This is a genomic window from Planktotalea sp., from assembly GCF_050633725.1.
Lineage (GTDB): Bacteria > Pseudomonadota > Alphaproteobacteria > Rhodobacterales > Rhodobacteraceae > Planktotalea.
The window spans coordinates 344,688-358,882 of the sequence record NZ_JBOEHB010000001.1 but is presented as its reverse complement, the minus strand read 5'-3'; the positions used below and the strand labels follow the sequence as shown (position 1 = coordinate 358,882).

The following is a 14,195-nucleotide window of genomic DNA, read 5'->3' as shown; positions in this document are numbered from 1 at the left end:
GTGTCTTTTCTCCTTAATCTCCGAGGGCGAGCAGCTTGATGTCTCCCCCCCACTGCTTTGAAAGTCGTTCAGCCGCTTGCCAGGCGCGAAGGCCCGAGCGGCACGCCAATACGGCGCGTTGATGTGTGTCAGGGCTTGGGCCATCTCGCCCGAAATCCGCGACTGAGAGGCGCTGCGCTCCGCGCAAAACTGGCCCGTGCTCATCAATCGCTCTTAGATCAATGAGCCAGTCGGTGTTCTCGACGGCGTCGGCGTCTATGAAACTTGGGTTCGCCCTTGGGTTTGGCGCGCTATCAAAACGAAAACCACCAAAGCGCAACGCGGCCGCGTCATAACTCACGAGTTGTCCTAAAGAAGCGCGATCACCGCTCGCCACAGCCAGCGCCATCTGCGCTTGCAAGCTGCCAATCACACCAACGCTCGGCCCCAACACTCCGTCGGCATCGCACGAACCCAAACGATCCGGCAAATTTGGGAACACCGCGCGCAAGCCCGGCGCGCCTGCGCAAAATCCGCCGCAGTACCCGTCGCGCCCCACAACGCTGGCGCTTATCAGCGGTTGACCCGTTTCTAGACAATGATCCGAGGCGATGTAGCTCGCAGCGAAACTATCAGCGCAGTCCAGAACCACGTCCATTCCCGCGCAAAGTGACGCTGCATTGCCGGGGTCAAACCGCGCTATCTGGGTTTCAATCTCAACCTCAGAATTCAACGCCCTCAGCGCTTGGGCGGCGACGTCCACCTTGGGTTTTCCAATATCATTTTCGCGAAAGAGCGTTTGCCGATGCAGGTTACTCAGCGCCACAACATCGCGATCCACCAAACGGACCCGCCCTACACCAGCGCCCACAAGATACTGCAAAACAGGTGCAGCCAAGCCACCCGCGCCAATGACTAGGACCGAAGCCTTAGCCAATCGCGCCTGCGCTTGCTCGCCTTGAACGGCGACCTGACGGGCGTAACGGCTCATGGGCAAACTCGCAGCCATTCGCGCACCCGCGCATCAGGATCATCGTTCATTGTGATGTCAGTCACGGCAGAGACAATGTCAGCGCCAGCCTCGAATGCACCGCCCGCTCGCTCAACCGACATTCCGCCAATGGCCACCAGCGGAATGTCACCAATCCGCTCTTTCCAGACGGATAGTTTTTCGACCCCCTGCTGGTGCCATTTCATCTTTTTCAGGATGGTCGGATAGACGGGCCCGAGGGCCACATAATCGGGCGATAGCGCCAATGCGCGTTCGAGTTCCGCCTCATCATGGGTGGAAACGCCTAGTTTAATATTGGCTGCCCGAATGGCGGTGATGTCGGCGATATCCAAGTCTTCCTGCCCAAGGTGCAGCCAGTCACAGCCAAGCTCAATCGCGAGTTCCCAATAATCGTTAACGACCAAGACTGCGTCATGCGCACGGCACAGGTCTCGCGCCTCGAGCAATTGCGCGCGAACGAGCGCAGCTGGCTGGTCTTTGATCCGAAGCTGCACCAGCTTCACGCCAAGAGGCAGGGTGCGGCGTAGCCACGCAACATCGTCAAAGATGGGATAAAAAGAATGCAACGTCACAAGAGAGCCTTTCCGATAACTGGCGTGGACGGCGCGGCCATATCGCGCGGCTCCATCGGATCAGCGGCGGCGGCCAATGCGCCCGCTTCTACCGCGCGGGCAAAACCTTCGGCCATCGCAGCGGGATCGCCTGCCTTGGCAACTGCTGTGTTCAAAAGCACCGCGTCAAAGCCTAGCTCTATTGCATGAGCTGCTTGACTAGGCAGACCGAGACCCGCGTCCACCACCAAAGGAATGTCGGGAAAATGGGCGCGAAGACTGCGCAGACCATAGATGTTGTTCAGCCCCAAGCCGGTGCCGATCGGCGCGCCCCAAGGCATGAGCACTTTGCACCCCACCTCGACGAGCCGCTCGCACAGCACCAAGTCTTCGGTGCAATACGGAAACACCTCGAACCCGTCTTCGATCAAAGTTTCGGCCGCTTCTACCAAGCCAAAAGGATCAGGCTGCAAGGTATCGCCCTGACCAATCACCTCTAGCTTGATCCAATTGGTATCAAACAGCTCTCGCGCCATTTGCGATGTTGTCACGGCCTCGCGCACCGAATGACATCCAGCGGTGTTGGGCAAAACAGCCACGCCCAGATCTTTGATCAATGACCAAAAATCCTGACCTGCTTGCTCACCACCGGCCTCACGGCGCACCGATACCGTGGCAATTCCCGCGCCTGAACGGCGAAACGCGTCAGCCAAGATCGCGGGTGATGGGTATTGCGCCGTGCCCAACATCAGGCGCGATTTGATTTCTTTTTCGTAAAATATCGGCATCCTATCCCCCTTGCCTTGGCGCAACCAATTCAACGCGATCGCCATTCTTGAGATTTGTCTGAGCGCGCAGGCCAACAGGTACGAAACCTTCATTCACCGCAGTGGCGACTTTGGCGTCAGCTTTGCCCAGCTCCATCAAGAGTGCTTCCAAAGTCGCGGCGTTGCTTTCAATGGGCTCGCCATTAACGATAATCTTCATACCAAACCTCCGGAGGTCTTCCGCCGACCAGCAAATCCGCTGTCATTTCGGCCATTTTGGGTGCCAACAAAAATCCGTGCCGGAACAACCCGTTGACGTAGACGCGATCTTGCATGTGACGAATGCGCGGCTGATTGTCGGGGAAAGCGGGGCGTGCATCGACGCCGATTTCCAGCAATTCCGCATCGCCAAAAGCTGGGTGCAGCGCGTAGGCTGCATTGATCAATTCGCTGACCGAGCGCAAAGTTGCTCGGCTGCGCTCGCCGCTCTCGATCTGCGTCGCCCCGAGCATGAACACCCCGTCACCGCGCGGCACAATGTAGAGCGGAAAGCGCGGGTGTAGCAGGCGCACAGGGCGGTGCAGTTTCACATCCTGACAGCGCACCACAAGCATTTCGCCCTTAACGCCGCGCAAATCAGGCAAGCGGTCTCTGGCCGCCAAGCCACGGCAATCAATGACTTGGCCATTTGACGCAGACCCATCGAAGGAAAAGGTAACACCGTCTTTGAGCAAGCGATCTAACAGACCTTGAAGCGTTGCCCTTGGATCGAGATGCGCTTCTTCCTCAACGAAAAGCGCTTTTGAGAACCCGTCACCAAGGTGCGGTTCTTTCTCTGAAAGATCACTCTTGTCCAACAGCATTGCGCGGGGCACACGTCGCGCAAAGGTCCTAAGCTCGCTTTGATCGCGCCCTAGGGCAACCACCAGGGTTCCTTTTCGCTGCACCTCTGAGCCTTCGCGCGCCCACCAATCGGCAGCAAGGCGTCCTTGCCTTATGACCTCTGGCTCGGCAGTCGCTCCTTCACATTCAGGGGCTAGCATCCCGCCAGCCCACCAACTGCAAGCGTGCTTGCTTGGCATGCCAGCGGGATCAACCAGCTGCACCTTAGCGCCGTGCCTGTGCAGCGCGGCCGCAACCGTGAGCCCGCACACACCTGCGCCCAATATGGTGAATTCCGACATCATCCCCACAGCCCGTGGAAGTGGTGAACTGGTCCGTGTCCGTGGCCTACATTCAATTCATCAGATCGCAAGATTGCGCGGTGCAGCCAGTCATGAGCGCTGCGCACCGCGTCTTCCAAGCCCTGCCCTTTCGCCAGACCCGCGGCAATTGCGGAAGAATAGCTACAGCCAGTGCCATGGGTGTTCTGGGTCGCGACACGGGGCGCGGAAAAGGCTGTTTCGCCATTTCTGGTGCACAGATAATCGGTGCAAATGTCCCCTTCTGCGTGCCCCCCTTTCATCAGCACGGCTTGTGGGCCAAGCGCCAACAATTCATGGGCTTGCGTCAAGACTGGGACATCTTTGCCACCCAGCAGCTTGCAAGCTTCGGGAAGGTTCGGAGTCAATACAGTAGCACGCGGCAAAAGATGGGTTTTCAAAGCGTCGATCGCGCTGTCAGCCAAAAGCGTATCGCCTGACTTTGCGACCATCACAGGGTCAAGAACCACAGGTTTCTCAAAGCCTTGCAAAGCACCTGCAACCGCCTCAATCAACGATGGAGTGCCAAGCATTCCAATCTTGATCGCGCCAATCTCAATGTCTGAAAGGACCGCCTCTATCTGCGCGACAACCACGTCGTCTGGTACGGCGTGAATGGCGCTCACGGTCTGCGTATTCTGCGCGGTAATCGCTGTGATGACGGACCCGCCATAGACACCAAAAGCGCTGAACGTCTTAAGATCGGCCTGAACACCAGCGCCGCCACCCGAATCCGAGCCCGCGATTGTCAGTGCCTTTGCCACCATCAGCTTCGTCCTCCTATTTTTAGGTTTGGACGGGCAAAGGACAGCCAGAAACGATCAATAGATCCAAGTGCTGTTTCCTCCGCCGGTCCTAACCGGTTCAGGTTCAATGGGTTTGCGCATGTCGCGCATCTCAGCCCTATAAAGGGGGCACCCCAACAGTCATGAGCGACGCTAGACCCTCTCTCCAGCATCGTCAAACAGATGCAAGTTTCGGACATCGAAACTCACAATCTCGGTAGTATTTTCTTCCAGTATCACTTGCCCGGGGGCGCGTATCTTGACGATCTGATCCCCAAGAAAAGCGTTGATGATCGTGTAGCTTCCAAGCGGTTCGACTGAACTGATTGTCACCTCAACGCTTGGGTTTCCTTCGCTATTGCCGATCCAAATGTCTTCGGGACGCACACCAAGCGTCCCCTTGCTGCCAATGCGCGTTGATCCATTGATTGGGATTGACGGCAGTGACCCGCTCTGAAAATGCGTTCCGGTTTCGGCAAATTGTCCCTCGAAAAAATTCATCGGCGGAGAGCCGATAACTTCAGCAACGGCAAGCGAACACGGCTCGCGGTAGACCTCGTCAGGGGTGCCGATTTGAGTGATTTTTCCGTCGATGATCACCGCGACACGATCTGAGATCGCCATCACTTCTTCTTCGTCATGGCTGACGTAGACAAAAGTTTGGTTGTTCTCGCGTTGAAGACGCTTTAGCTCAACTCGCATTTCTTCGCGCAAGCGGGCATCAAGTGCCGCAATGGGTTCATCAAGCAATATCGCGCGGCTTTCCGCAGCGAACGCGCGGCCCAGCGCGATGCGTTGACGTTCGCCGCCCGACATCTGCGCTGGGTTTTTGTGAAGAATGTGGCTTACGTGTAAAACTTCCGACACGAAATCGAGCCGTTTCGCGATTTCACTCTCAGGCGCATTGCGCTCTTTTAACGGAAAGATGATGTTCTCGCGTCCAGTCATATGTGGAAACAACGCAAGATTTTGAAAAACCATGGAAATATCCCGCTCGGAGACATCCAAATTGGCGCCGTCCCTACCAGATAGCGTGACTGTTCCTTCGTCGGGTTGAAGCAGCCCAAGGATCAGTTTCAGGATCGACGACTTACCTGTCGAAGGCGGACCAAAGATACCGAAAAATTCGCCCTGCTGCACGGTCATGTTAATTGGCCCAAGGGTAAATTCTGGGAACTTTTTGATCGCATTCGTAATTTCAATTGCCGACATTCTATTGCCCTCCCAGCCTGCGGCCCGTTTCCAAGTCAAAGGCCATGCTGGCCGCGGAAGGCAGAAAGAACTGTACCTCGTCCCCAACGTTCAGCCGTGCTTGATCGTCGAATGCGAGAAACATGGTTTCCTGCACTTGGAGGTGCGCCAGCCGCTTTGGGCCGACCCGCTCCAAAACTTCGACTCTACCGTGCATTTTGATGTCGTTGTCGGCGCGATTATCGCCAAAGTAGATGTCCTGTGGGCGGATCCCAAACGATCCACTATGAACCTTCGCATCAGAGGTGAAATCTGCTTTCACCTGCCCGAGCAACGGAATTTCAGCGCCGCCGTGCAACATTAGATGCAAGGCACCGCGTTCATCGCGCAACTCGCCATCCACAAGGTTCATGCGCGGGCTGCCGACAAAGTTGGCAACAAACCGGTTTTGCGGATCGTTATAGATGTCTAGCGGCGCGCCATACTGCATCAGCTTGCCCTGATCGATGATCGCGATTTTGTCGGCAAGGCTCATTGCTTCGATCTGATCGTGGGTGACGTAGATCATCGTTTGGCCGAACTCATGTTGAAGCACCTTTAGCTCCGCGCGCATATAGGCGCGAAACCCTGCATCGAGATTCGAAAGCGGCTCGTCCAAGAGGAAAATACGCGGCTCAACAATGGCAGAGCGACCGATGGCAAGTTTCTGCATTTCGTTGACAGAGAGGCTCGCGGCGGGTTGATGCAAGCGATGCGAGATGCTCATCCGCTCTGCCATTGCCATGACGCGGCGTTCGATCTCGGATTTTTCGACCTTCTTCACCTCAAGCCCGTAGGACAGGTTTTTGTAGACACTCAGATGGGTGAAAATCGCGTAATTCTGGAACACAAACCCGATGTTGCGATCCTGCATGCGTACGTGGCTCAGGTCTTGACCATCAAAGGCGATTGCGCCGTCTGAAACGTCTTCGAGCCCTGCAATCATATTCATGGTCGTCGTCTTGCCGCAGCCAGAGGGGCCTAACAGTGCAACGAACTCCCCTTCTTCGATGTCGATCGAAATATTGTCGACGGCGGTAAAGTCACCGAAGCGCTTGGAGACATTCTGGAGTTGGATGGATGACATTCTCTGCTCTTCCCTATTTCTTGGCCATGTAGGACAGGCCCTTGACCGCAAGGATGCTAAGCCCAATCAGGATCGAGAGGCCGATGGTTGCCACATAGGCCCATTCCAGCTCGCCAAAGGTTTGCTTGTATAGGAACACCGAGATGGTTTCGGTCTGCACGCCCGGCCCGCCTTTGGTCATGATGAAAACCAGATCAAAAATCTTGAAGCATTCCACAGCCCGCAACACGAGCGCGATGATGATTACGGTCTTCATGCGGGGCAGAATGATCTTAAAGAAGTTCTGCCAGTTCGATCCGCCCAGCAGTTTCGCCGCCAAAAGTTGATCGGATGGCACACCCAACATTCCCGCCAAAAGGATCAAGAACATCAACGGCGTCCATTGCCATATATCTGCGATAATCACGGAAATCATCGCGCGGTTTACATCCGTTAGCCACGAAAATTCTGCAGGCAGGCCAAGGTGGTCGTTGACCGGACCTGTGCCTTGGAAAAGCAGAAAGAACATCAGTCCAACCACAGCTGGGACGATCATCATTGGCGTCAACATGATCGAGTAGAAAACCTTCCGTCCCGGAAACTGGTCGATAAAGAGATACGCGAGCGCCATGCCAAGGAAAAACTGCGCAGGAACCGCGATGATCATGATCAGCACTGTGCGCCAGAGCGCGCCCCAAAAGCGGGGATCGGTGATCATAAACCAGTAGTTTTCACCCCAGTTGAACACCTCCCAAGCCTGATACCAAGGGATGCCTTCCAGCGGCGTCCACCACGTGAAGGAAAGGTAGAGCTGCATCAAAAGCGGGAAGACCACGATGAATAGCAATAACAGAAGTGTCGGCAGCACAAACCAAAAGCCCATGCGTGGCCCGTCGCGCGCGACCTCTTGCCAATAGCTCGTGCTCTTGTTTTGCGAGGTGTCGGGAACAGTTTGATCGCTCATTGCTTCAAAGCTCCAAAGGTAAGGCCGCGCACCAGATGTTTCTGAATCATCAGACCGAACACGACGGGGGGAATGGCGGCAATTACTCCGAGCGCGGCTTTCATACCGTACATTTGCCCGCCCATCGCCGAGGTCAGCGTCGCCATGTAAACTGGCAGTGTGACCCATTCTTTTTGCGTCAATAGCAGCGCGAGCAAGTAATCTGACCAATTGAGGATGAAGACAAAGAGCGCGCAGGTCGCCAGTCCCGGCTTCACGATGGGAAGGGTGATGCGATAAAACACACGCCAGTAGGAACAGCCTGCAACGCGCGCGGCGTCTTCGATTTCGACGGGCACTTCTTCAAAGAAGGTCTTCATCAGCCAGAACGCAAAGGGAAGCGTGACAATTCCGTAGATCAGGCTGAGACCCCACCAAGTATCGACGGCGCCGATAAAAGCCCACATCACCATGACAGGGATCATCACGGCAAGCGGTGGAAACAGGCGTAATTGTAGGACCGACAGCGGCAAAGATTGCGCAAGTCCAAAGCGGACGACGGCATAAGATGAAAGCGTCCCGCAGACCACAGCAATCAACGTTCCGACGGTCGAGGTTACTAAACTGGCAATCAAGGGGCCGCTAATTGTTCTGTCGAGGCTGACAACGAGGCCTTCGGCTTGGCCATAGAAAATGAACTCAAAGTTCTGCCAAGTGGGGTCTTTAGGCAGCCACGTCAAACCTGAAACAGTTGTCCATTCCGGATGCGGCTTGAACGCCATCGTGACCATCCACAAAAGCGGATAGAGGACCACTGCACTGGCCAAAAGAACAAAGAAGTATTTCAGCGCCATTGCGCCCGGTGACGTCTTCACAAGCCGACCCCCTGATATCTGTTGGATTAGGTATTTGAGACCCGAAAACGTGCTCGGGTCTCAAAAGTACGACTTGGACCTTAGGCGTCGTCGACGATCGTCGGCCAAGTTTCGCGGCTCGCTTTAATGGCGTCTTCAATGCCATTGCGTCGCTGGCGCTTGATGACCCGCTCCCATTTGCTCTGAGCGGCATCCATAGCTTCGCGCGCGGTCTTTTGTCCGGTGATCGCCGCTTGGATTTCTTCGTCGAGCGCGTTGTCCAGCGCGGTTTGACCCGCAAAGTTGATCGACGGAACCGAGCGCGCGATGGTCGCAGGGATCGAGTCCATCGCGTAGGAATGGTAGGTCGATTCCACCAACGGCTCTTTGAAGTTAGCCTGCTGCATCGGATCGAAATATCCACCCGGATTGCCAGCCATCCAAGTATAGGTTCGTGTGGACGACAACCATTGCAGGAAGAGATAGGCCGCTTCTGGATATTCAGATTTTGAGGAAATCCATGCGGTGATATGATAGTAGAGCACCGAACGGCGATTGATCTTATCGCCAAATTGGCGGCCCACAGGCAGGTGGCTGTCGATCATGCCCGTTGCTTTGGATTTCGGTGACCCATCTGCGTTGAAGCCGTCACCAAACTTCACCAAATTCGTGTAGATCGCCGTATGCGGGATTTGCAGGTTCCACATCGCAGCATAGGCTTCGGCCCAAGTATAGGTCAGCGCGTCTGGCGGCGTCCATTCGAAGGATCGCACATGCTCTTCAGCACATTGAATGCCCAATTCGGTGTTGAGCTGCGGGTTCGCATCCGCATCGAAGAAATGGAAATTCGGGAAATCCATCGAAGCAAAACGCGCATAGAACGTCGCCAAACCCCAGAATGGACTCATCAAGTTGCCGTTGCCATACATGGTGCCATTGCCAAAATCCTTACCGGTGAAGAATTTGGAAATCCGATCAACTTCGTCCCATGTGTTGGGGACAGCCAACTCGGCCCCTGTTTCCTTCATAAAGGCTTCCTGAACCTCGGGCTTTTCATAGATGCCCTTCAGGTAGAACCACGTTTGGAAATCCCCATCTAGCGAGAAGGAATAATAATCGCCCGCATAGGTATAAAGCAGTTGCTCCATTTCAGGCGTTGGCGTGCCGCGTTCGGGGTCACCCCAATCGGGCTGATATTGCGCGACGAAATCAGAGCAATTTACCGCACCACGAGAAGACACAAGATCACCTGTCGAATTCCACGGACCCGTATAAATGTCATAAGAGCCGCCACCGGTGGTGACGTCCTGCATCACTTTCTTAAAGATGTCTTCTGCAGGTGCGCCAATGATATCAATCTCGATACCAGTCTCACGCTCCCAGACTTCTTTTGCAGAAGGTGCGCCATCTGGGAACGGTTTGGTGATTTGTCCAATAGCACCATCTGTCAGCAACATGGTGAGTTTTTGCGGCACTTTTCCTGCCTCGCGAAGTGCCTTGATGCCTTCAATGGCGCGCCCTTCGGACATGGTATTGTTGTACTGGAAGCGTTCAGCGCCGTCGAAACCGGTCGGACCACCGGTCATTCCAGCAGCGTATTCCTGAGCGAATGCGGGCGATGCCATGAAGTTGCCCAACATTCCCGCGCTACCCGCCGCCGCCATTGTGGCAGTTGAATTTTTTAAGAACTCACGACGCGAAGGTTGAAACGGATTATTCACCTTTGTAGACATTATTTCCTCCCATTTAGACATTTGATGATGTCAAATAGTAAGAAGCAACAAGTGTACCAAAAGCCATTTGAGAGCGAAATTTAGGTGCTCTCAGACTTGGTTATCCAGCGATTTGTTCAGGTAAATCAGCGAGTTCGACAGTATCGTTGTCACGCAGCGCAAGGCAGACTTCCAACACGGTAATCATTTCGCGAATGTTGCCCGGCCAATCGTAGTTTAACAACGCTTCCTCGACTTCTTTAGAGAAACGCAGCGGCGCATCCTGAGACACAATACGTGCGATCTGATCTATCACCCAAGGTTTGTCTTCGCGTTCTCGCAGTGCTGGAATTTGCAAGACCACACCGTTCAAACGATAAAAGAGATCCTGTCGGAACTGCCCTGCATCAACGAGCGCTTTGAGGTTCCTGTGCGACGCTGAAACGACACGTACATCTATCGGCACCGGCTTGGCCGCGCCCACCGCCATCACTTCCTTTTCGGCAAGCACACGCAGCAGTCTTGCTTGTAGCGCTAATGGCATGTCACCGATTTCATCCAAAAACAATGTGCCGCCATTGGCCTGTTCAATAAGCCCTTTTTTGCCTTTCGCATGAGCACCCGTAAATGAATTAGGCGCATAGCCAAAAAGTTCGCTTTCGATCAGCGCCTCTGGCAGTGCCGCGCAATTGATCGCCACAAACGGCCCCTTCTTCTTGCGCGCTTCATGAAGGGCTTTGGCGACGAATTCTTTCCCGACGCCCGTTTCTCCCTCAAGAATGATGCTGATCTGTTTGTCGACAATTCTCGCGGCTTTGCCTGCAAGCAATTGCATCTTGCTGTCACCACCGTGAATGCGTGTCAGCGCATCAGGCACCGTAAGTTTTGAAACAACGCTTTCCGACTTAATCGGCGCGCGGACATCGGCAAACATGATCTGCTCGTCAGACATCTCTAGTGCCTGCTCTCCCGGTGTCTCAGCGCCCACCAGTCGCGGAATATCGTTGAAATCGAAATCAAAAACATCCTCAAACGGCTTTCCGATAAAGCCCTGACGCTTTTTCCAATCCTGTCCTAACGTTTTTGCGAAAAGGCGATGTGCCCCGTGCGTCAGACCGGAAATTGTACCGTCTGAAGCAACCGACACCGCACAACTTGGATCGACACCCAAGAATTCTGACGTCGTATTTAGCCGCAATATCCAATCCGTCTTGCGGGAATTCATCAGATTAGCGAGCTCAATCCTGCGCACGCAAGATTTCACTACTTCAAGCGTAAGCGCTTGGCTGTATTTCTCTGTTGGCGACATCAGCAAAGATACGTCCAACACCCCGATGAGTGAGCCATCGACATTATAGATGGGCGCGGCTGTGCAGCTCAGCGGCGTATGTGCCATATCGAAATGATCGGTCTGATGGATCGTCATTGCTTCGCCGGTCGTGAGACAGGCACCAACACCGCAAGTGCCAGCGTTCCCTTCGGACCATTCAGAACCGATATAAAGCCCCGCGCGTTGCAGTTCTCGATCGACTTTTTCGTCGCCGATGAAATCCACGGTGACGCCCTTTGCATCCGTCAACAGCAGCACATAGCCCATCGAATTGACGCGCCGATAGAGATCCTCCATGCCAAAACGAGCGATGGACAAAAGATCCTCGGCTTCTTGCTGGTGTTGGCGCAATGCGGCCTCTGGTAAAATGCGCGCTTCGCCTTTGTGCTCGGGATCTAGGTTGTGGTCCTGGATACAGCGCAGCCAAGACTGCACAACACCTGAATCGCGTGCGACCGCCTTTCCCTCAGCGGCATCAACAATTTCTTGAACATGCTGTTCAAACACTCTTGTTTGATTCATTTCGTCACCCCCCCCAAAGTGTCGAACTATGTGCCGCAATACCGAAGTTCGCAGGCGCGTAGATTTCTATCATGTTTTTCGGAAAAAAGCGAATCCTTCACGTGAATCCTATGGTTCTTAGGTCGCATAGACTTATGCGCCCTAAGTAATTTGACCCGATTTTGTCAGAGGCCGCTTAGAACAGCGTCCGCGCCCGAAACGCTCACTGCAGTCGCGTCGGGCTCGATCGCAAAGCTAATCACTTTGCCGTCACGAACCACCGCTGCATAGCGCTGAGTACGCATGCCTAGCCCAAGTTCTGTCAGATCGAGCAATTGGCCCGCCGCCTTAGCAAAGGCTTGGCTTCCGTCCGCCAAAAAGTGGACATGTTCAGGTGGGTTCAACCCATCAGCCCAAGCCTTAACAACGAAAAAATCGCTCGTGGCAAGGATCACGATTTCATCGACGCCTTTAGAACGAAAATCCCCCGCTTTGGCCAAATACCCCGGAACATGATCGTCTGCGCAGGTTGGCGTAAACGCACCCGGCATCGCGACCAAGAGTATTGTTTTTCCTTGCGAAAAATCTGCAAGATCGACCTGATTTATCTCGCCGCCAACAAACTGTTGAACTGGTGTGGACGGTATTTTTGATCCGACTTTCATGTACTTCTCCTAGAATGCTATGTGGCGCTAGAGATTGTCATAGGCATCAAGTGCCTTTGCCGCGTAGACCGTGCCGGGCCCACCAGACATCTCAATCGTGACGGCCAAAACTTCGACCAGAATGTCGCGTTCGACGCCATGGGACTTGGCTTCGTTCACATGATAGATGATGCAATCCTCACAGCCACGGGCGGCCGCGATTGCAACAGCGATTGCTTCCTTCATGGCCTTAGAAACTTTGCCATCTTTGGCTGCTGTATCTGCAAGCCCTTTGAATGCCATCATCGTTTTTTGATCGGCTTTGAACAAGCCCATCAATCGGTTATTGGCCTCGGCCAACTTATCTTTATGTGCAGTCATTTGCGTATCTTTCTTTCGTTTTCTCGTCCGGCGGGGGGAGAACGCCGGACGAGTCAGGGGATGTGCTCGCGACAAGACAGCTAAACGAGACACATCAGCTGCACTTCCGCATGTCTGCAGAAGTAAACTGACCGAGATTAAAGCTGCTCTTTGACCAGCTCGTTCACACGTCCAGAGTTTTCCATCATTGCCATGTGCCCAGCGCCTTCGATCACTTCGACCTTGGCTCCGCTCACTGCGCCTGAGTGACTTTGCGGAATCACCGCATCCTCTGCGCCCCAAATCACGGTCGTAGGCACGCCTGATCCAGCCACACTTTCGGCAATGCTCACGCCTTGTTTGCCTTCTGAAAACAGATTGCTACTAAGGGCTTCCAAAAACGCTTGGACACCATCGAGGCGTTTGTATTTCAACAGGTCGTCCACCATAGAGCGGCTGACAAGACCCGCGTCAGCAAAGAGGTGCTTCAGCTTTGGCTTTAGCTCTTTACGCGATGCCGCCGAGACAAATCCGTCGATGTAATCAGCGTTGATTTCATCACCGAGCCCTGCCGAGCAAATCAACGTCAACGAGGACACGCGATTGCTGTGCTTAATGGCCATTTGCCCTGAAACCAATCCACCCATGGAATGGCCAACAAGATGAGCCTTATCGATGGAAAGATGATCCATCAGCTGTGTCACTGCCTGCACCATCGTGCCAAGATCTGGCGACTCTATGGTTTTCACCGAGCCACCATGCCCCGGTAGATCAAGTGCATAGACAGGTGCGTCCGCTGCAATCGCATCCACGTTAAACAACCAGTTGTCACTGTCGCCGCCAAAGCCATGGATAAAGATAACCGGCGTGCCTTCGCCTTCGCGCGTCATGTAACGGATGCGCCCGATATCCAGATCAACAGTTAGATGACTTGGAACTTCTTCCTCATCTTCTTCGACTTCTGGCATCTCAAAGGCATCCACATAGGCGTCGACTTCGGCGTCAGACACTTCAACCGGTGCCATAACGCCAAGCAAAGCTTGAACAGGATAAACTTCGCCCGCCGCACCGACACAGCGTCGTAAGAGGCCACCGTCGGCGGCCTCCACAACGTTTGCGATCTTATCGGTTTCGACATCCATGATCTCGTCGCCGGGTTTGATTTCAGTGCCTGCTTCTACATGCCAGGCGGCTAGAGTGCCCTCCTTCATCGAGAGCCCCCATTTCGGCAACAGGATTGGTACGATTTGATCGCTCAT

Annotated in this window: 15 protein-coding genes and 1 riboswitch; all 15 genes read right to left on the bottom strand. The window is 54.3% G+C overall.

Annotated features, from left to right (window positions below; genetic code table 11):
- Positions 1-13: 13 nt before the first annotated feature.
- The 15 genes from ACRBCU_RS01695 to ACRBCU_RS01625 all read right to left on the bottom strand — a co-directional run bounded on the left by ACRBCU_RS01695 (position 14) and on the right by ACRBCU_RS01625 (position 14,195).
- Complete coding sequence (locus ACRBCU_RS01695; RefSeq protein WP_431363622.1) at positions 14-970, bottom strand: ThiF family adenylyltransferase; 957 nt, start codon at positions 968-970, stop codon at positions 14-16.
- A complete protein-coding gene (locus ACRBCU_RS01690) occupies positions 967-1,563 on the bottom strand; it encodes a thiamine phosphate synthase (RefSeq protein ID WP_431363621.1) in 597 nt (198 codons plus the stop codon). Before ACRBCU_RS01690 ends, ACRBCU_RS01695 begins: the two co-directional genes overlap by 4 nt.
- Positions 1,560-2,330, bottom strand: coding sequence for a thiazole synthase (locus tag ACRBCU_RS01685; protein ID WP_431363620.1), 771 nt, complete (start codon positions 2,328-2,330; stop codon positions 1,560-1,562). The genes ACRBCU_RS01690 and ACRBCU_RS01685 overlap by 4 nt, the downstream gene beginning before the upstream one ends.
- A 1-nt stretch (position 2,331) precedes the next feature.
- Positions 2,332-2,529 carry a sulfur carrier protein ThiS gene (gene thiS / locus ACRBCU_RS01680; protein WP_431363619.1) on the bottom strand — a complete coding sequence of 66 codons (198 nt, stop codon included), beginning with the start codon at positions 2,527-2,529 and terminating at the stop codon, positions 2,332-2,334.
- Entirely contained in the window at positions 2,513-3,496 is a 984-nt protein-coding gene (locus ACRBCU_RS01675; RefSeq protein ID WP_431363618.1) for an FAD-dependent oxidoreductase, read from the bottom strand. Before ACRBCU_RS01675 ends, thiS begins: the two co-directional genes overlap by 17 nt.
- Complete coding sequence (thiD, locus tag ACRBCU_RS01670; RefSeq protein ID WP_431363617.1) at positions 3,493-4,278, bottom strand: bifunctional hydroxymethylpyrimidine kinase/phosphomethylpyrimidine kinase; 786 nt, start codon at positions 4,276-4,278, stop codon at positions 3,493-3,495. Before thiD ends, ACRBCU_RS01675 begins: the two co-directional genes overlap by 4 nt.
- 57 nt (positions 4,279-4,335) lie before the next feature.
- A riboswitch (TPP riboswitch) is annotated at positions 4,336-4,443 on the bottom strand.
- Positions 4,444-4,449: 6 nt separating this feature from the next.
- A complete protein-coding gene (locus tag ACRBCU_RS01665) occupies positions 4,450-5,508 on the bottom strand; it encodes an ABC transporter ATP-binding protein (RefSeq protein ID WP_431363616.1) in 1,059 nt (352 codons plus the stop codon).
- 1 nt (position 5,509) lies between these two features.
- On the bottom strand, positions 5,510-6,613 hold the full coding sequence (locus ACRBCU_RS01660; RefSeq protein WP_431363615.1) for an ABC transporter ATP-binding protein: 1,104 nt from the start codon (positions 6,611-6,613) through the stop codon (positions 5,510-5,512).
- Positions 6,614-6,626: 13 nt separating this feature from the next.
- Positions 6,627-7,556: a carbohydrate ABC transporter permease gene (locus ACRBCU_RS01655; RefSeq protein WP_431363614.1), complete on the bottom strand. Its 930-nt coding sequence runs from the start codon at positions 7,554-7,556 to the stop codon at positions 6,627-6,629.
- On the bottom strand, positions 7,553-8,410 hold the full coding sequence (locus ACRBCU_RS01650) for a carbohydrate ABC transporter permease (RefSeq protein ID WP_431363613.1): 858 nt from the start codon (positions 8,408-8,410) through the stop codon (positions 7,553-7,555). Before ACRBCU_RS01650 ends, ACRBCU_RS01655 begins: the two co-directional genes overlap by 4 nt.
- Before the next feature lie 80 nt (positions 8,411-8,490).
- A complete protein-coding gene (locus ACRBCU_RS01645) occupies positions 8,491-10,122 on the bottom strand; it encodes an ABC transporter substrate-binding protein (protein WP_431363612.1) in 1,632 nt (543 codons plus the stop codon).
- Between the two features lie 100 nt (positions 10,123-10,222).
- Entirely contained in the window at positions 10,223-11,953 is a 1,731-nt protein-coding gene (locus ACRBCU_RS01640; RefSeq protein WP_431363611.1) for a sigma-54-dependent Fis family transcriptional regulator, read from the bottom strand.
- Positions 11,954-12,117: 164 nt separating this feature from the next.
- Complete coding sequence (locus tag ACRBCU_RS01635; protein WP_431363610.1) at positions 12,118-12,597, bottom strand: peroxiredoxin family protein; 480 nt, start codon at positions 12,595-12,597, stop codon at positions 12,118-12,120.
- Between the two features lie 27 nt (positions 12,598-12,624).
- Positions 12,625-12,957 (bottom strand): carboxymuconolactone decarboxylase family protein, encoded by a 333-nt coding sequence (locus ACRBCU_RS01630; protein WP_431363609.1) that lies wholly within the window; start codon positions 12,955-12,957, stop codon positions 12,625-12,627.
- Positions 12,958-13,094: 137 nt separating this feature from the next.
- Complete coding sequence (locus ACRBCU_RS01625; RefSeq protein WP_431363608.1) at positions 13,095-14,195, bottom strand: acetoin dehydrogenase dihydrolipoyllysine-residue acetyltransferase subunit; 1,101 nt, start codon at positions 14,193-14,195, stop codon at positions 13,095-13,097.